Source organism: Micromonospora sp. Utrum1 (genome assembly GCF_057197805.1).
In genome coordinates this window covers 5,583,406-5,600,762 of sequence record NZ_CM170071.1, presented here as the reverse complement: position 1 = coordinate 5,600,762, position 17,357 = coordinate 5,583,406, and the positions used below count along the sequence as shown (strand labels likewise).

At 72.9% G+C, this 17,357-nt stretch carries 15 protein-coding genes; 9 read left to right on the top strand and 6 right to left on the bottom strand.

Going from position 1 to position 17,357, the window contains the following annotated elements; genetic code table 11:
- The first annotated feature begins 1,126 nt into the window (after positions 1–1,126).
- Positions 1,127–1,780 (top strand): C39 family peptidase, encoded by a 654-nt coding sequence (locus AC0OLQ_RS26270; RefSeq protein ID WP_484528494.1) that lies wholly within the window; start codon positions 1,127–1,129, stop codon positions 1,778–1,780.
- A gap of 83 nt (positions 1,781–1,863) precedes the next feature.
- Here AC0OLQ_RS26270 and recQ read toward each other — a convergent pair whose 3' ends face one another.
- Positions 1,864–3,705 carry a DNA helicase RecQ gene (recQ, locus tag AC0OLQ_RS26265; protein WP_484528493.1) on the bottom strand — a complete coding sequence of 614 codons (1,842 nt, stop codon included), beginning with the start codon at positions 3,703–3,705 and terminating at the stop codon, positions 1,864–1,866.
- Between the two features lie 227 nt (positions 3,706–3,932).
- Between recQ and rapZ the strand changes: the two genes are divergently transcribed.
- The 8 genes from rapZ to AC0OLQ_RS26225 all read left to right on the top strand — a co-directional run bounded on the left by rapZ (position 3,933) and on the right by AC0OLQ_RS26225 (position 10,951).
- Entirely contained in the window at positions 3,933–4,841 is a 909-nt protein-coding gene (gene rapZ, locus AC0OLQ_RS26260; RefSeq protein WP_355667025.1) for an RNase adapter RapZ, read from the top strand.
- Positions 4,838–5,824, top strand: a complete 987-nt coding sequence (locus AC0OLQ_RS26255) for a gluconeogenesis factor YvcK family protein (protein WP_484528492.1) — start codon at positions 4,838–4,840, stop codon at positions 5,822–5,824. Before rapZ ends, AC0OLQ_RS26255 begins: the two co-directional genes overlap by 4 nt.
- A gap of 56 nt (positions 5,825–5,880) precedes the next feature.
- Positions 5,881–6,861, top strand: coding sequence for a DNA-binding protein WhiA (gene whiA, locus AC0OLQ_RS26250; RefSeq protein WP_088999356.1), 981 nt, complete (start codon positions 5,881–5,883; stop codon positions 6,859–6,861).
- Between the two features lie 264 nt (positions 6,862–7,125).
- Complete coding sequence (gap, locus tag AC0OLQ_RS26245) at positions 7,126–8,130, top strand: type I glyceraldehyde-3-phosphate dehydrogenase (protein WP_357343854.1); 1,005 nt, start codon at positions 7,126–7,128, stop codon at positions 8,128–8,130.
- Positions 8,127–9,326 carry a phosphoglycerate kinase gene (locus tag AC0OLQ_RS26240; RefSeq protein WP_484528491.1) on the top strand — a complete coding sequence of 400 codons (1,200 nt, stop codon included), beginning with the start codon at positions 8,127–8,129 and terminating at the stop codon, positions 9,324–9,326. The genes gap and AC0OLQ_RS26240 overlap by 4 nt, the downstream gene beginning before the upstream one ends.
- Positions 9,327–10,118, top strand: a complete 792-nt coding sequence (tpiA, locus tag AC0OLQ_RS26235; RefSeq protein WP_357343850.1) for a triose-phosphate isomerase — start codon at positions 9,327–9,329, stop codon at positions 10,116–10,118. It begins immediately after the preceding gene.
- A gap of 95 nt (positions 10,119–10,213) precedes the next feature.
- Positions 10,214–10,474 (top strand): preprotein translocase subunit SecG, encoded by a 261-nt coding sequence (gene secG / locus AC0OLQ_RS26230; RefSeq protein WP_151461972.1) that lies wholly within the window; start codon positions 10,214–10,216, stop codon positions 10,472–10,474.
- A gap of 132 nt (positions 10,475–10,606) precedes the next feature.
- Positions 10,607–10,951 carry an RNA polymerase-binding protein RbpA gene (locus AC0OLQ_RS26225; protein WP_357343847.1) on the top strand — a complete coding sequence of 115 codons (345 nt, stop codon included), beginning with the start codon at positions 10,607–10,609 and terminating at the stop codon, positions 10,949–10,951.
- Positions 10,952–10,997: 46 nt separating this feature from the next.
- Here AC0OLQ_RS26225 and pgl read toward each other — a convergent pair whose 3' ends face one another.
- The 5 genes from pgl to tal all read right to left on the bottom strand — a co-directional run bounded on the left by pgl (position 10,998) and on the right by tal (position 17,347).
- Entirely contained in the window at positions 10,998–11,768 is a 771-nt protein-coding gene (gene pgl, locus AC0OLQ_RS26220; RefSeq protein WP_357343845.1) for a 6-phosphogluconolactonase, read from the bottom strand.
- Positions 11,769–11,857: 89 nt separating this feature from the next.
- A complete protein-coding gene (locus AC0OLQ_RS26215; protein ID WP_357343843.1) occupies positions 11,858–12,874 on the bottom strand; it encodes a glucose-6-phosphate dehydrogenase assembly protein OpcA in 1,017 nt (338 codons plus the stop codon).
- Between the two features lie 31 nt (positions 12,875–12,905).
- On the bottom strand, positions 12,906–14,420 hold the full coding sequence (gene zwf / locus AC0OLQ_RS26210; RefSeq protein WP_484528490.1) for a glucose-6-phosphate dehydrogenase: 1,515 nt from the start codon (positions 14,418–14,420) through the stop codon (positions 12,906–12,908).
- A gap of 38 nt (positions 14,421–14,458) precedes the next feature.
- Complete coding sequence (locus tag AC0OLQ_RS26205) at positions 14,459–16,099, bottom strand: glucose-6-phosphate isomerase (protein WP_484528489.1); 1,641 nt, start codon at positions 16,097–16,099, stop codon at positions 14,459–14,461.
- Between the two features lie 69 nt (positions 16,100–16,168).
- Positions 16,169–17,347, bottom strand: coding sequence for a transaldolase (tal, locus tag AC0OLQ_RS26200; RefSeq protein WP_484528488.1), 1,179 nt, complete (start codon positions 17,345–17,347; stop codon positions 16,169–16,171).
- Between the last annotated feature and the right edge of the window lie 10 nt (positions 17,348–17,357).

Below are 17,357 nucleotides of genomic sequence, written 5' to 3'. Positions count from 1 at the left end.
GACTGCTGACTGCTGACTGCTGACTGCTGACTGCTGACTGCTGACTGCTGCGGCCGGTGGTCGCTGGCCCTCGCTCGGTCCGCCGGGCGGCGCACCTCTCGCGGCGGATCTTGGACAGTTTCCGTCCGCTGCGAACGGAAAGTGTCCAAGATCCGGGTTGTCCGTTACCGACGGCGTGCGGTTCGGGCCCTTAATGGGCGCCGAAGTGCCGGGCCGCCCGGCGGCGTGCAGTTCGGGCCGCCCGGCGGCGTGCAGTTTCGGGCGCTCGATGGGCTGCCCAAGCGCTGGCCGCCTGGCGGGCATGACGCGGGCCTCGTGCCCAAGCACCTGCCAGTTGGCGTCAGTTTCTGCGGGGATACCGGGCAAACCGCCCATTCGTCGCGTCGGCGCGGCCGATGGCCACCACCCCTGCATGATCGGCTCCGGCTCGGCGAGGTGGGGGTGTCCGTGCTGCCCGGATACCGCCACCTCGCCGACCTGGCGGTGGGCTCTGTACTGGGGCGCGGGTCAGCACCGGCTTGTGCGGCGTGGGCGGCTGTCGCGTTCGTGGTGGCCGGTGGTGGGGTCGGTGTCCGATTTCGGCCCGGTGCCGTGGGGTGGTCGGCGCCACCGTCAGGGCGGAATCATGCCGGGGGCGGGGTCGTTGAACATGGCAGACCGCGCAGCACCCCGCCCGACCTGAGGGTGAGGCCAGCTGCGGGTCGGAATGACCGGCCCCCACCGGTCGTTACAGCTGGTGGACCTCGTAGCGCCGAGCAGGCGAGCCGAGGGAATCACGTCCCGGCCCCGGTCGTTACACCCCCCAGACCCCGCACCACCGGGTGGCCGGGTCAGCCGAGGGAATGACCCCTAGGCCCCGGTCGTTACATCGCCCGGACCGCGCACCACCGGTTCGAGCCGGTGAGCCAGGGAATCGTCTCCCGGCGCCGGTGGTTACATCCCCCCGAGGACACCGGACCTTGGGCGTGGGAATCACTTCCCCGCCGCCGGTGGTTACACCCCCCGGCCGCCCGAGCAGGTCACCCCCTGATCGCCGGGCACCCACTCACAGACTTTCCCTTTCAGCGGCACCCGCACCCCCTATTGCGTGTGCCGCTCACCCCCGAACGGAAGGCGTGACTTCATCATGCGTACCAACACCATGCTTCGTAACACCGTTCTGACCGCCGCCGGCTTCGCCGCGACCGCCGGTGGGATCGCCGGCCCGGCCATCGCCGCCCAGGCCACCCCCGCCGAGAAGGCCGCCCAGGTCAGCACCGACCGTAAGGGTCACGGCGAGCGGGAGCTGGACGTCCGCTACGAGGCCCAGCCGAACTTCTACTACTGCGGCCCCGCCGCCGCCCGTAACGCCATCAGCGTGCTCGGCAAGAACATCGACGTCGACGCCATGGCCAAGGAAATGGGCACCACCGAGGCGGGCACCAACAGCATCAACGACATCACCCCCGTCCTGAACAAGGAGACCGGCAAGCACTACCGGTCGGTGGAAATCCGGGACGGCAAGGCCGACGACAAGCAGACCGACACCCTGCGGGCTGACATCGTCCGCACCGTCGACGACGGCCGCGCGATCGTCGCCAACATCGCCGGCACCGCCACCGACACCGACGGCAACACCCACTCCTTCGAAGGCGGCCACTACATCAGCGTCATCGGCTACCGCGACGGCGGGAAGACCGTGACCATCGCGGACTCCGCCGACCCGAACATGGCCTCCTACCGGATGAGCGTGGACAACCTCGCCGACTGGATCGCCACCCGCGGCTACAGCGCCTCCTGACCGGCGACCAGCTGAACAGGAGCGAGCACGAAGGGCCGGCCCTCACAAGGGGCCGGCCCTTCGTCATGTCTCAGGACCGTGTCTCAGGAGTCGGCGAGGACGGCGAGGATCCCCTCGCCGTACTTGGCCAGCTTGTTGTCGCCCACGCCGCTGATCCGGGACAGCTCGGCCAGCGAGGTCGGCGCCTCGGTGGCGATCTGCCGCAGGGTGGCGTCGTGGAAGATCACGTACGCCGGGACGCCCTGTTCCTTGGCGGTGGCCGCCCGCCAGGCGCGGAGCCGCTCGAACACTGGGACGGCGGCCGGGGCGAGGTCGGCCACCACGGTGGCCGCGCCCCGGGGCTTGGCGGACCGGCCGGACGTCGGCCGTTCCGGCTCCCGCCGCATGGTGACCGTGCGCCGGCGGCCCAGCACCTCGGCGCTCGCCTCGGTCAGGGCCAGGGTGCCGTAGTCGCCCTCGACGGCGAGCAGGCCCTCGGCGAGCAGTTGCCGCACCACGCCCCGCCACTCGGCCTCGCGCAGGTCGGTGCCGATGCCGAAGGTGCTCAGCGAGTCGTGGCCGTACTGGTCGACCTTGTCGGTGCGCTTGCCGAGCAGGATGTCCACGCAGTGCCCGGCGCCGAAGCGCTGGTTGCGTTCCCGGTCCAGCCGGTAGACGGTGGAGAGCAGCTTCTGCGCGGCGACCGTGCCGTCCCAGGACTCCGGCGGCTCCAGGCAGGTGTCGCAGTTGCCGCAGTTGGCGGTGCCGCCCTCGCCGAAGTATTCGAGCAACTGGGCGCGGCGGCAGCGGACGGTCTCGCAGAGCGCCAGCATGGCGTCGAGGTGGGCGGCGAGGTTGCGCCGGTGGGCCAGGTCGCCCTCCGACGTCTCGATCATCTTGCGCTGCTGCACCACGTCCTGGAGCCCGTAGGCCAGCCAGGCCGTCGACGGCAGCCCGTCCCGCCCGGCGCGGCCGGTCTCCTGGTAGTAGCCCTCCACCGACTTGGGCAGGTCGAGGTGGGCGACGAAGCGCACGTCGGGTTTGTCGATGCCCATGCCGAAGGCGATGGTGGCGACCATGACCAGCCCGTCCTCGCGCAGGAAGCGCTGCTGGTTGACCGCTCGGGTCCCCGCGTCGAGCCCGGCGTGGTAGGGCAGCGCCGGGATGCCGTTGGCGACCAGGAACTCGGCGGTCTTCTCCACCGAGGCCCGGGACAGGCAGTAGACGATGCCGGCGTCGCCCGGGTGCTCGTCGCGCAGCAGGGCGAGCAGTTGCTTGCGCGGCTCCCGCTTGGGGACGATCCGGTACTGGATGTTGGGCCGGTCGAAGCTGGCCACGAAGTGCCGCGCGTCGGTCAGCTTGAGCCGGGTGGCGATCTCGGTGCGGGTGGCCCCGGTGGCGGTCGCGGTCAGCGCGATCCGCGGCACGCCCGGCCAGCGCTCGTGCAGCATCGACAGGTTGAGGTAGTCGGGGCGGAAGTCGTGCCCCCACTGCGAGACGCAGTGCGCCTCGTCGATCGCGAAGAGCGCGATCCGCCCGCGCTCCAGCAGGGCGACCGTGCCGCGCGTTGCCAGCGCCTCCGGCGCCAGGTAGAGCAGGTCGAGCTCGCCGGCGAGGAACGCCGCCTCGACCCGCCGCCGCTCGGTGAGGTCCTGGGTCGAGTTGAGGAAGCCGGCCCGGACGCCGACGGCGGTGAGCGCGTCGACCTGGTCCTGCATGAGCGCGATCAGCGGCGAGACCACCACCGCCACGCCGTCGCGGACCAGCGCCGGGATCTGGTAGCAGAGCGACTTGCCGCCCCCGGTGGGCATCAGCACCAGCGCGTCGCCGCCGGCCACCACGTGCTCGACGACCTCGTGCTGGAATCCGCGGAAGGCGTCGTAGCCGAACACCCGGCGGAGCACCCGCAGCGCGTCCTCGGTCCGCTCATCGGTGGGGGAGACCATCCGCGCAGTCTACGAGCGTCCGCCGACAGCGCCCCGCCCCCGAACGGGCGTGTGGCGGCAACCCGGACCTCGACAAAACGGACAAGCAGCTGTTCCGGTCGTCACCCCGTGGAATCCCGGGCGGGGTCGCAGCCGTTAGAGTCGCTGACTGACCACGCGCGGCCGACCGGCCGCGGCGCCACGGCTGGGGGTAGCGGGTGAGCGAGGCGCGGACGGCGGGAGACCTGGTGCCGACCAACGCGGAGACAGCTCTCGGACGGCCGGCACCGGCCGAGGCGGAGACCACCCTGGTGGTGGTGACCGGCCTGTCCGGCGGTGGCCGCAGCACCGTGGCCCGGGCGCTGGAGAACGTCGGCTACTACGTGGTGGACAACCTGCCCCAGGCGCTGATGCTGGACATGGCCGAGCTGGCCTTCAAGGCCGGTGGCGCGGCCCGGCGTACGGCGATGGTGCTGGACGTCCGCTCGCGGGCCTTCTCCACCGACCTGGCCGGGGCGATCCGGGAGCTGCGCGAGCGCGGCTTCCAGCCCCGGGTGGTCTTCGTCGACGCCGACGACGAGGTGCTGATCCGCCGGTTCGAGAGCGTGCGCCGCTCGCACCCGTTGCAGGGCGACGGGCGGCTGGCCGACGGGATCGCCGTGGAGCGGGCCCTGCTGGAGGAGGCCCGGGACCAGGCCGACGTGATCATCGACACCAGCCACCTGAACGTGAACCAGCTCCGCCGCCGGGTCGAGGAGCTGTTCGGCGGGGAGGACTCCCGCCGGTTGCGGATCACCGTGCTCTCCTTCGGCTTCAAGTACGGCCTCCCGCCGGACGCCGACTTCGTGATGGACGCCCGGTTCCTGCCCAACCCGTACTGGGTGCCGGAGCTGCGCGAGCACACCGGGCGCGAGGAGGCGGTCAGCGCGTACGTGCTGGGCCAGGAGGGGGCGGACGCCTTCGTGGCCGGGTACGCGGACCTGGTCAACGCCACCACCGCCGGTTTCGAGCGGGAGGGCAAGCGCTACCTGACCGTGGCCGTCGGCTGCACGGGCGGCAAGCACCGCAGCGTGGCGATCGCCGAGGAGCTGGCCGCCCGGCTGCGCCGCTCCGGCATCGCCGCGAACGCGCAGCACCGGGACCTGGGGCGGGAATGAACCCGACCAGGGTGGTCGCCTTCGGCGGCGGGCACGGGCTCTCGGCGTCGCTGCGGGCGCTGCGGCACTGCGTACCCGAACTGGACCTGGACATCACCGCGGTGGTCACCGTCGGCGACGACGGCGGCTCCAGCGGGCGGCTGCGCGCGGAGCGCGGCGGCCTGCCCCCGGGCGACCTGCGGCAGGCGCTCGTCGCCCTGGCCGGCGACCACCCGGCCACCCGGCGCAGCGCGGCGCTCTTCCAGCACCGCTTCGCCGCCGCCGCCGCGGCCGCGGCGAGCGGGGGAGCGGCCGATTCGCTCGCCGGCCACGCGGTCGGCAACCTGCTGCTGCACGGGCTGACCGAGCTGCTCGGCGACCCGGTGGTCGCGCTCGACCACGCCGGCGCGATGCTCGGCGCGGTCGGTCGGGTGCTGCCGATGTCCCGGCAGCCGGTCGGCATCGAGGCCCGGGTACGCGGCGCCGACCCGGACCGCCCCGACGAGGTCCGCACGGTGCGCGGCCAGCACCAGGTGGCGGTCACCTCCGGCACGGTTGAGTCGCTGCGGCTCACCCCGGCCGCGCCGGCCGCCTGCGCCGAGGCGGTGACCGCGGTGCGCGCGGCCGACTGGCTGATCTTCGGGCCGGGCAGCTGGTACACCAGCGTGCTGCCGCACCTGCTGGTGCCGGGCCTGGCCGACGCGATCGTCTCCAGCCCGGCGCGTCGCCTGGTGACCCTCAACCTGGTGGCGGAGAAGGAGACCCTCGGGCTCTCCCTGCCTGACCATTTGGACACCCTCCGGCGCTATCTGCCCGAGTTGAAGGTGGACATGGTGCTGGCCGACTCCAAGGCGGTGGGTGATCCCGTGGCGGTCGAACGTGCGGCAGAATCGCTGGGTGCCCGGCTGGTCCTCGCTCCCGTCGCCGTCACCGACGGCACGCCCCGTCATGACCCGGCCGCCCTGGGCGCCGCGCTGGTGCCTGTCCTGGGCGCCGATCGTTAGACACGTACGTAATCACCGGCGACACGCCGGAACCGGTCCGTGAGGGGGCGCGCAACATGGCGATGACGGCTGCGGTCAAGGACGAGCTGAGTCGGGTCGACGTGCCCAAGCCCTGCTGCCGGCGGGCGGAGATGGCCGCCCTGCTCCGGTTCGCCGGCGGCCTGCACATCGTGTCGGGTCGCGTCGTGGTCGAGGCGGAGCTGGACACCGGCGCGGTGGCCCGGCGGCTCCGCCGGGAGATCGCCGAGGTCTACGGCTACCCGAGCGAGATCCACGTGCTGGCCTCGGGGGGCCTGCGCAAGGGCAGCCACTTCATCGTGCGGGTGGTCAAGGACGGCGAGGCCCTCGCCCGGCAGACCGGCCTGCTGGACGTCCGGGGCCGCCCGGTGCGCGGCCTGCCGCCGCACGTGGTGGCCGCCAACGTCTGCTGCGCGGTCTCCGCCTGGCGCGGCGCGTTCATGGCGCACGGCTCGCTGACCGAGCCGGGCCGGTCCAGCGCGCTGGAGATCACCTGCCCCGGCCCGGAGTCCGCGCTCGCCCTGGTCGGCGCCGCCCGCCGGATCGGCATCACCGCCAAGAACCGCGAGGTGCGCGGGGTGGACCGGGTGGTGGTCAAGGACGGCGACGCGATCGCCGCGCTGCTCACCCGGATCGGCGCCCACTCCAGCGTGCTCGCCTGGGAGGAACGGCGGGTGCGCCGCGAGGTCCGGGCCACCGCCAACCGCCTGGCCAACTTCGACGACGCCAACCTGCGCCGCTCGGCCCGCGCCGCGGTGGCCGCCGCCGCCCGGGTCACCCGCGCGCTGGAGATCCTCGCCGAGGACGCCCCCAACCACCTGACCTCGGCCGGCCGGCTGCGGCTGGAGCACCGGCAGGCCTCGCTGGAGGAACTCGGCGCGTTGGCCGACCCGCCGCTGACCAAGGACGCCATCGCCGGCCGGATTCGCCGGCTGCTCGCGCTCGCCGACAAGCGGGCCCGCGACCTGGGCATCCCGGATACCGAAGCGGCCGTCACGCCCGACATGCTCGTGGTCTGATAGGACCGGTGAGGCGTCGAGCTGCGAGGGGGATCACCACCCGCCGCAGCGAGGCGGCGCGCGCTCGGATAGGGTCGCTGCGTACGGCAAGGGGGCCGGCAAAGGCTCTCCTCGCCGTGCTCACCGCCTCGGGCGGTCTGGTCTCCTGGGACCGCGGCGGGGTGGCCGAGATGAACCGTCAACGGCCGGCTCCACCGGTCGGCGAACAATCTCCGCCGGCCGGGGTTCGACGCCGGCGGACCAGAACGCGAGGAGATGGGACCTGTGACCATCCGGGTTGGCATCAACGGCTTCGGCCGGATCGGCCGCAACTTCTTCCGGGCAGTGCTGGCGTCCGGCGCTGACATCGAGGTCGTGGCGGTCAACGACCTGACCGACAACGCCACGCTCGCCCACCTTGTCAAGTACGACAGCATCCTGGGTCGCCTCCCGCACGAGGTGAAGGCCACCGCCGACGAGATCACCGTGGGCGGCAAGACCATCAAGGCGTACGCCGAGAAGGACCCGGCCAAGCTGCCGTGGGGCGAGGTCGGCGCCGACGTCGTCATCGAGTCCACCGGTTTCTTCACCGACGCCACCAAGGCGAAGGCGCACATCGACGGCGGGGCCAAGAAGGTCATCATCTCCGCGCCGGCGAAGAACGAGGACGTCACCGTGGTCATGGGCGTCAACCAGGACCAGTACGACCCGGCCAAGCACACGATCATCTCGAACGCCTCCTGCACCACCAACTGCCTCGCTCCGATGGCCAAGGTGCTGCACGACACGTTCGGCATCCAGCACGGTCTGATGACCACGATCCACGCGTACACCCAGGACCAGAACCTGCAGGACGCGCCGCACAAGGACCTGCGCCGGGCCCGGGCCGCCGCGCTGAACATCGTGCCGACCTCGACCGGCGCCGCGAAGGCCATCGGCCTGGTGCTGCCGGATCTCAAGGGCAAGCTCGACGGGTACGCGCTGCGGGTGCCGATCCCGACCGGCTCGGTCACCGACCTCACCGTCAACGTCGCTCGGGAGACCAGCGTGGACGAGGTCAACGCCGCGCTGAAGGCCGCCGCGGACGGCCCGCTCAAGGGCATCCTGATCTACAACGAGGACCCGATCGTCTCCACCGACATCGTCACCGACCCGGCGTCGTGCATCTTCGACGCGCCGCTGACCAAGGTGGTCGGCAACCAGGTCAAGGTGGTCGGCTGGTACGACAACGAGTGGGGCTACTCCAACCGCCTGGTCGACCTGGTCAAGCTGGTGGGTTCGTCGCTGTGAGCATCCGCAACCTCGACGACCTGCTCGGCGAGGGGGTGTCGGGTCGGCGCGTGCTCGTGCGCGCCGACCTGAACGTCCCGCTCGACAAGCAGAGCGGTGAGATCACCGACGACGGCCGGATCCGGGCCGTGCTGCCGACCCTGAGCGCGCTGGTCCAGGCCGGCGCCAAGGTGGTCGTCTGCTCGCACCTGGGCCGCCCGAAGGGCGCGCCCGACCCGCAGTTCAGCCTCCGCCCGGTCGCCGGGCGGCTCGGCGAGCTGCTCGGCGCGCCGGTGCACTTCGCCGAGGACACCGTCGGCGACTCGGCCCGTTCCACCGTGGAGGGCCTGGCCGACGGTCAGGTCGCCCTGCTGGAGAACCTGCGCTTCAACAAGGGTGAGACCAGCAAGGACGACGCCGAGCGGGGCGCGTTCGCCGACCAGCTCGCCGCCTTCGGCGACGCCTACGTCGACGACGCCTTCGGCGCGGTGCACCGCAAGCACGCCAGCGTCTACGACGTGCCGGCCCGGCTGCCGCACGTCGCCGGCCGGCTCGTGCTGCGCGAGGTCGAGGTGCTCAGCAAGCTCACCGGCGACCCGGAGCGGCCGTACGTGGTGGTGCTGGGCGGCTCCAAGGTCTCCGACAAGCTGGCCGTGATCGAGGCCCTGCTGCCCACGGTCGACCGGCTGCTCATCGGCGGCGGGATGTGCTTCACCTTCCTCAAGGCCCAGGGCCACGAGGTGGGCGCCTCGCTGCTCGAGAAGGAGATGGTCGAGACCTGCCGCAACCTCCTGGAGCGCTCGGGCGGCAAGATCCTGCTCCCGGTCGACGTGGTGGCCGCGGACGCGTTCGCGCCCGACGCCACCCACGACACGGTGCCCGCCGACGGCATCCCGAGCCACCGGCTGGGGCTGGACATCGGCCCGGAGACGGTGGCCGGCTTCGCGGCCGCGCTGTCCCAGGCGAAGACGATCTTCTGGAACGGGCCGATGGGCGTGTTCGAGATGGCCGCGTTCGCCAACGGCACCCGGGGCATCGCCGAGGCGATCACCAAGGCCGACGCGTTCAGCGTGGTCGGCGGCGGCGACTCGGCCGCGGCGGTGCGGGCGCTCGGCCTGGACGAGTCCTCGTTCGGGCACATCTCCACCGGCGGTGGCGCCTCCCTGGAATACCTCGAGGGCAAGACCCTCCCCGGCATCGCGGCCCTGGAGAGCTGAATGGCGAGCACCACCCGTCGGCCGCTGATGGCCGGCAACTGGAAGATGAATTTGAACCACCTCGAGGCCAACCTGCTGGTGCAGAAGCTGGCCGCGAGCCTCAACGAGAAGCAGCTCACCGCCGTCGAGACGGTGGTCCTGCCGCCCTTCACCGACCTGCGCACCGTGCAGACCGCGGTGGACGGCGACAAGCTCCTGATCGGCTACGGCGCGCAGGACCTGTCGCCGTTCCAGTCGGGCGCCTACACCGGGGACATCGCCGGGCCGATGCTCGCCAAGCTGGGCTGCACCTACGTGGTGGTCGGCCACTCCGAGCGGCGGCAGTACCACCACGAGGACGACGCGCTGATCAACGCCAAGGTGGCCGCGGCGCTGGCGAACGGGCTCACCCCGATCCTCTGCATCGGCGAGGGGCTGGAGATCCGCGAGCAGCTCCGGCACGTGCCGCACTGCTGCGACCAGCTCGACGCCGCCCTGAAGGGGCTCACCCCGGAGCAGGTCACCCAAGTCGTGGTGGCGTACGAGCCGGTCTGGGCGATCGGCACCGGCAAGACGGCGACCCCGGAGGACGCCCAGGAGGTCTGCGGCGAGGTGCGCAAGCGCCTGGTGGAGACCTTCGGCCAGGACACGGCGGACCAGGTCCGGATCCTCTACGGCGGGTCGGTGAAGTCGTCGAACGTGGCGGCGACCATGGCGCAGCCGGACGTGGACGGGGCCCTGGTCGGGGGCGCCAGCCTGGACGCCGAGGAATTCGCGCAGATCTGCCGGTTCCCGGAGCACATCGCCCGCTGATCGCTCGCTATCCTTGACGCTGCCCGCCCACCGGTCGGTGCCGCCGTGCCCGTCAGGACCGGGCAGTGATCGCAACGAGAGGACTGACCCCCGCCATGCCGATCTGGTTCGCCTACACGATGATCGTGTTGCTGGTCATCACGAGCATCCTGCTCACCCTGCTGATCCTCCTGCACCGTGGTAAGGGCGGCGGGTTGTCGAGCATGTTCGGCGGCGGCGTCAGCTCCAGCCTGGCCGGTTCCTCCGTGGCCGAGAAGAACCTCGACCGCTACACGGTTCTGGTGGGGATCATCTGGTTCGCGTGCATCGTCGGGATCGGGCTCTGGCTCCGGCTCCAGACGGGCAGCGGCGCCTGAGCGGGCGCTCCGAGTCGTACAATCTGCGCGCGGTCCGTTACGGACCGCGCGCAGTTTTTGTGTTTCTCCACGCGTCGCCCGCCGCCCACCCCCGAAGGCGGCGGTCCCCTCCGACGACAGGAGCGAGCAGCCGTGTCCAGTGGCAACGTCATCCGCGGCACCCGGATCGGGTCCGCCCCTGAGCGCTTCGAGCAGCGCATCGAGCCGGCGCCCCGCCGGCCCGTCACCTTCTGGTGCGGGAACAACCACCGCGTCCAGTTCCTCATCGCCGCCGAGGCGGAGACCCCGGAGACCTGGGACTGCCCGCGCTGCGGTGAGCCGGCCGGCCCCGACCCGGGCAACCCGCCCGGCCGGGCTCGGGTCGAGCCCTACAAGTCCCACCTGGCGTACGTGCAGGAGCGGCGCACCCCGGAGCAGGGCGAGGCGCTGCTCGCCGAGGCCCTGGAGACGCTGCGCCGGCGGCGCGGCGGGGCCTGAACACGCGGGAGCGCCGACCCGCCCGGGCCGGGGCTCCCACCGTCGTTCAGCGCAGGCTGCGCAGCCGGGGCGGCACGTCGGCCGCCGCCGCCCGGTCCAGCAGCCAGAGGGTACGGGACACCCCGTGCACCCCGGCCGCCGGCAGCTGCACCGGCCCGGCCCCGGCGAGGGCCATCCCGACCGCCCGGGCCTTGTCCGCCCCGGCGGCGATCAGCCACACCTCCTCGGCCGTGTTGATCGCCGGCAGGGTCAGCGTCGTGCGCACCGGCGGCGGCTTGGGACTGCCGCGGACCGCGCTGCACAGCCGGGTGTCGTGGTGCACGGGATGCTCCGGGAAGACCGAGGCCACGTGCCCGTCCTCGCCGACACCCAGCATCAGCACGTCGAAGTGGGGGAGGGTGGCGGTCCCCGGCCGGGCGGCCCGGGCCAGCTCCTGCCCGTACTCGGCGGCGGCCGCCTCCGGGTCGTTGCCGGCCGGCCCGTCGGAGGCCGGCATCGGGTGGATGCGGGCCGGGTCCAGCGGCACCCCGTCCAGCAGCGCGGCCCGGGCCTGGGTCTCGTTGCGCTCCGGGTCACCCGAGGGCAGGAACCGCTCGTCGCCCCACCAGACGTCGACCCGGGACCAGTCGACCGCGTCCCGGGCCGGCAGCTGCGCCACCGCCCGGTACACCGCCGCGGCGATCCGCCCGCCGGTCAGCACCACCGACGCCTGGCCCCGCTCGGCCTGCGCGTCGAGCAGCTTCACCACCAACCGGGCCGCCACCGCCTGCGCCAGCAGGTCGGGATCGGCGTGTACGGCGACACTCGCCTCACTCATCCATCGTGCCTTCGCCCTCCGACCGCCCCACGGCGGTCACCTGTGCTGTCCGACCGCCGCGCGGCGGTGCCGCCGCGCGGCGGTGCCGCTCACTCGTTGGCGGTCGCGCCGGCGTGCGCGGTGAGCCCGGCCTCGGCCCGCTGGGCGGTCGCCGGATCCTTCCACACGTGCACCCGCTGGGCGGGCCGCTGGTCGAGCCCGGTCAGGCCGGCGGTCGCGCCGAGCGCCTCCGCGTAGACCTGGTCGGCGTCGAGCCGGCGCAGCTCCTCGGCCAGTTCGTCGCCGAGCGGCCGGCGGACCAGCGGCAGCGTCCGGTCCTCCTGGCCGGTACGCCGGAAGATGGCCACGTTCTCGTCCCGGCTCAGCGTCAGCTGGTCGCCGTTGGCGCAGCGCAGCTGCACCTCGCGCATCCGGGGGAACTCGTCGGTGTGCTGCCAGGCCGGGTCGATGCCGAGCCGAGCGATCAGCCAGCCCCGCATCAGCGCGGCCGTCGGGTCGGTCCGCGGCGCCACCACGGTCGCCTCGGTGACCCGCGCCTCGGTGGTGTCGAAGGCCCCGGCGACCAGGGTGCGCCACGGGGTGATCCGGGTCCAGGCCAGGTCGGTGTCGCCCGGGGCGTAGTCGGCGGCCCGCTGCTTGAGCGCAGCGATCGGGTCGGCGGCCTGCGCCGCGTCGGTGATCCTCCGGTCGGCCACCACGCCGAGGAAGTCGGTGGCGATCTCCTCCGGCGGTTCGCCGTGCCACCAGGTCACCACCGGCACGTCCGGCACCAGCAGCGGCATCACCACCGACTCGGCGTGCAGCGCGAGCCGGCCGTACATCCGGGTCACCACCGCCTCGCAGGGGCCGAGCCGGCCGCCGACGACGATTTCGGCGTCCAGCCGGTTGCGGTCCCGCTCGACGTCGGAGCGGACCACGACGAGCAGCCGGCACGGGTGGGCGGCGGCCGCGATGGTCGCCGCGGCCTCGGCCTCCCGGACCCGCTTCTCGTCGACCACGACGATCAGCGTGAGCGCCATGCCGCTGGCCACCCCGCCCGCGCTACGCCGCTCGGCGGCGAGCGCCTTGACCACCTCGTTCCCGGTGGTGTCCCACAGCCCGATCAATGGAACCTCCTGGTTCGCTCACAGTGCTCGCTCACGCTCTCCGCCAGGACCGGCCATCGCGGGCCAGCATCTCGTCCGCGGCCCGCGGACCCCACTCGCCGGCCCGGTACGGCTCCGGCGTGGTGCCCGTCCAAGCGTGCTCCAAGGGGTCCACCACCTGCCAGCTCTGCTCCACCTCGGCGGCGTCCGGGAACAGCGTCCGGTCGCCGATGAGCACGTCCAGCACCAGCCGCTCGTACGCCTCGGGGCTGGACTCGGTGAACGCCTCGCCGTACTGGAAGTCCATCGCGATGTCGCGGACCTCCATGGTGGTGCCCGGCACCTTGGAGCCGAACTTCAGCACCACGCCCTCGTCGGGCTGGACCCGGATGACGAGCTGGTTGGGGCCGAGCGACTCCATGTCGGCCGGGTTGAACGGCAGGTGCGGCGCCGTCTTGAACACGATGGCCACCTCGGTGACCCGCCGGGGCAGCCGCTTGCCGGCCCGGATGTAGAACGGCACCCCGGCCCAGCGCCGGTTCTGGATGCCCAGCTTCACCGCCACGTACGTCTCGGTGGTGGAGTCCGGCGGGACGCCCTCCTCCTCGAGGTAGCCGACGGCGCGCTCGCCGCCGACCCAGCCGGGCAGGTACTGGCCCCGGACGGTGTCCTGGGAGACGTCCTGCGGCACCGTGATGGCCTTGAGGACCTTGAGCTTCTCGGTCCGGATCTCGTCGGCGTCGAAGCTGGTCGGCTCCTCCATGGCCACCAGGGCGAGCAGCTGGAGCAGATGGTTCTGCAGCACGTCGCGGGCCGTGCCGACCGAGTCGTAGAAGGCGGCCCGGGTGCCGATGCCGACGTCCTCGGCCATGGTGATCTGCACCGAGTCGACGTACTTGGAGTTCCACAGCGGCTCGAACAGGTTGTTGGCGAACCGCAGGGCCAGGATGTTCTGGACCGTCTCCTTGCCCAGGTAGTGGTCGATCCGGAAGACGTCCTGCCGGGTGAACACGTCGTCGACCAGGTCGTTGAGCGCCTTCGCCGAGGGCAGGTCGTTGCCGAACGGCTTCTCCACCACCACCCGGCGCCAGCCACCGGACTTGGCGTTGTCCGCCATGCCGGTGCGGGCGAGCTGCTTGAGCACCACGGGGAAGGCCGCCGGGGGGATGGAGAAGTAGAAGGCGGCGTTGCCCGGGATGCCGTGGGTGTCGCGCAGCTCGTCGAGGGTGGCGGCGAGGTGGTCGAAGGCGGCGTCGTCGTCGAACGAGCCGCCGACGAACTTGATGTTGCCGGCGAGCCGGGCCCAGACCTCCTCCCGCCAGGCGGTACGGGCGTGCTTCTTGGCCGCCTCGTGGGCCAGCGACTCGAAGTCGCCGTCGCCCCAGTCGCGCCGGGCGAAGCCCAGGACCACGAAACCGGGCGGCAGCAGCCCCCGGTTCGCCAGGTCGTAGACCGCCGGCAGGAGCTTCTTCTTGGCCAGGTCGCCGGTCACCCCGAAGATCACCAGAGCGCACGGCTCCGGGATCCGTGGCAGCCGGCGGTCCTGAGGATCGCGCAGCGGGTTCATGCCGCCTCCTCGCTCCGCCGATGTCACGTCATTCATCGTCACGTCAGTGTCCGTCCGGCCGCATCCAGTAGCTGGGCGACGCCCGCCGCCCGCTCGGTCAGGTGCAGGCGCAGCACCGGCCGCCCGCGACCGGCGAGGGCCCGCCGGTCGCCGGCGGCCTGGGCCGCCTGAAGGTCTCCGAAGGTGTACGGGCGGCCGGGCACCGGCAGGTCGTCGGTGACCGCCCCGGTCACCTGCAGGTGGCTGCCCGCCCGCGGGCCGCCCTTGTGGTACTGCCCGGTGGAGCGCAGGTACCGCGGCCCCCACCCGAAGGTCACCGGGCGCGCCGTCGCCCGCGCCAGCAGCGGGCGCAGCCCGGCCACCGCCGCGTCGGCCCACCGGTCGAGGTACGCGGTCACCGCCAAATAGCCGTCGTCGCCCAGCCCGTCGAGCAGCCAGCGCAGCGCGCCGGCCAGGTCGGCTGGCGCCCCGGCCGGGGCGTACACCTGGACCGGGCCGTCGGTGGACGAGGGCGACTCCGGCGGCGGGCCGGCGGTGAGCAGCCGCGCGGCGTGCTCCTCGCCCTCGGCGACGTCCGGCTGGTCGAACGGGTCGACGTCGAGCACGGCGGAGGCGATCGCGGTGGCGTACTCCCAGGTGAGGAACTGCGCGCCGAGCGGGCCGTTGACCGCCACGTCGGCGGGGCCGGGCGCGACACCCGGCCCGAGGGAGCCGCCGTAGCCCACGGTCAGCACGTCCGGGCCGGTGGCGCCGGGGGCGTCCGGGGACTCCACCACCACCGGCAGGATGCCCCGGCCGGCCTTGCCGGTGGACTCGGCGAGCAGGTGCTCGGCCCAGTCACCCAGCCCGTCGAGCCCGGTGCCGTCGGACACCAGCGCGACCGTGGGCCGGCCGGTGGTGGCCGCCGCGCCGAGTGCCGCCCCGAGGGCCAGGCCCGGGTTGTCCCGGTCCCGGCCGAGCGCGCCGGCGAGGGCCTCGGCGTCGTCGAGCAGGTCGGCGACGGGCACCCCGGCCAGCGCCGCGGGGACCAGCCCGAACGCGGTGAGCGCCGAGTATGGCCCGCCCACCTCGGGGTCGGACTGGATGACCACCACGCCCAACTCGTCGGCGACCGCCTCGAGCGGGGAGCCGGGGTCGGTGACCACGACGAAGTGCCGGGCGGCCTCCGCCTCGGTCAGCCCGGCGTCCAGGAACGCCTGCCGGTACGCCCGCCGGACGCTGTCCGTCTCCACCGTGCCGTCGGACTTGCCGGCGACCACCACCACGGTGCGCTCCAGCCGGTCGGCCAGGGCCGCCCGGACCTGGCCCGGGTCGGTGGTGTCCAGCACGGTCAGCGGCCGGCCGAGGGTCCGGGCGAGCACCTCCGGGGCGAGCGCGGAGCCGCCCGTCCCGGCGAGCACCACGTGGTCCAGGTCGGCCAGCTCCTCGGTCAGCTCGGCGAGCTGGGGGAGGAGTTCCCGGCTGCGCGCGTGGGTGTCCAGCCAGCCCAGCCGGGTCCGGGCCGTCGCCTCGGCGTCCGGCCCCCAGAGGGTCGGGTCCTTGGCGGCGAGCCGGGCGGGGAGGTCCGCGGCGACCAGCGCGGCCCGCACGGACGCGGGCGCGGACCCGTCGACCGCGTCCGCGCCGTGCACGGCCAGCCCGGCGGCGATGTCCGCCCGGCCGGCCAGCAGGTCGCTCACCTCACCACCCCGTCCTCGTGGCGTGACGCGTCCCGGGGTGGTCCCCCGGGACGCGTCCGGCGCCGTCCGTCACGCGTCGCCCCCGGCCTTTTCGGCGGCCTTCGCGTTGCCCTTGGCGGCCCGGCCCGGCTGGCCGATGCCCTTGGCCGCCTCGGCCAGGGACTTCTTGACCCCGTCGATCAGCTCGAGCCAGCTCGTCTCGAACTTTTCCACGCCCTCCCGCTCGAGGGTGGCGATCACGTCGGTCATGTCCACGCCGGCCGCCTCGAGGTCGGTGAAGACCTTGCGAGCCTCGTCGTACGAGCCGGTGATGGTGTCGCCGCGGGTCTCGCCGTGGTCGGCGTAGGCGTGGATGACCGATTCCGGCATGGTGTTGACCGTGCCGGGAGCGATCAGCTCCTCCACGTAGATGACGTCCCGGTAGTCGGGGTTCTTGGTCGAGGTGGAGGCCCACAGCGGGCGCTGCGGGTGGGCGCCCGCGTCGGCCAGCTTCTTCCACCGGTCGGAGCCGAAGACCTTGCCGTAGCGCTCGTACGCCAGCTGGGCGTTGGCGATGGCCGCCTTCCCGCGCAGCGCCTTGGCCTCGTCGGAGCCGATCTTCTCCAGCCGCTTGTCCACCTCGGTGTCGACCCGGGAGACGAAGAACGAGGCCACCGAGCCGATCTTCGACAGGTCGTGACCGTTCGCCTTCGCCTGCTCGAGACCGGCCAGGAACGCCTCCATGACCTCCGAGTACCGGTCCAGGCCGAAGATCAGCGTGACGTTCACGCTGACCCCCTCGGCCAGGGTCGCGGTGATCGCCGGCAGGCCCGCCTCGGTGGCCGGGATCTTGATGAACAGGTTCGGCCGGTCGACCAGCCACCAGAGCGCCTTGGCCTCGGCGACGGTCCGGTCGGAGTCGTGGGCCAGCCGCGGGTCGACCTCGATCGACACCCGGCCGTCCACCCCGGCGCTCTTGTCGTAGGACGGGCGCATCACGTCGCAGGCCCACCGCACGTCGTACGTGGTGAGCATGCGGACCGCCTCCTCGACCTCGATGCCGCGGGTGGCGAGGTCGTGCAGCTGCCAGTTGTACTCGTCGGCGTCGCTGAGCGCCTTGGCGAAGATGGTCGGATTGGTGGTGACCCCGGCCACGTGCGACTCGCGGCGGAGCTTGTCCAGCCCGCCGGAGCTGAGTCGTACCCGGGAAAGATCGTCGAGCCAGATCGCCACACCAGCGGCCTGGAGCTCACTCAGCCTGTCCGTCATGCCGTCCACG

Coding starts and splice junctions, on each gene's coding strand:
- pgl (WP_357343845.1), bottom strand. CDS start 11,768: ATGAGTGAGGCGAGTGTCGCCGTACACGCCGATCCCGACCTGCTGGCG.
- AC0OLQ_RS26270 (WP_484528494.1), top strand. CDS start 1,127: ATGCGTACCAACACCATGCTTCGTAACACCGTTCTGACCGCCGCCGGC.
- tpiA (WP_357343850.1), top strand. CDS start 9,327: ATGGCGAGCACCACCCGTCGGCCGCTGATGGCCGGCAACTGGAAGATG.
- AC0OLQ_RS26255 (WP_484528492.1), top strand. CDS start 4,838: ATGAACCCGACCAGGGTGGTCGCCTTCGGCGGCGGGCACGGGCTCTCG.
- tal (WP_484528488.1), bottom strand. CDS start 17,347: ATGACGGACAGGCTGAGTGAGCTCCAGGCCGCTGGTGTGGCGATCTGG.
- zwf (WP_484528490.1), bottom strand. CDS start 14,420: ATGAACCCGCTGCGCGATCCTCAGGACCGCCGGCTGCCACGGATCCCG.
- whiA (WP_088999356.1), top strand. CDS start 5,881: ATGGCGATGACGGCTGCGGTCAAGGACGAGCTGAGTCGGGTCGACGTG.
- recQ (WP_484528493.1), bottom strand. CDS start 3,705: ATGGTCTCCCCCACCGATGAGCGGACCGAGGACGCGCTGCGGGTGCTC.
- secG (WP_151461972.1), top strand. CDS start 10,214: ATGCCGATCTGGTTCGCCTACACGATGATCGTGTTGCTGGTCATCACG.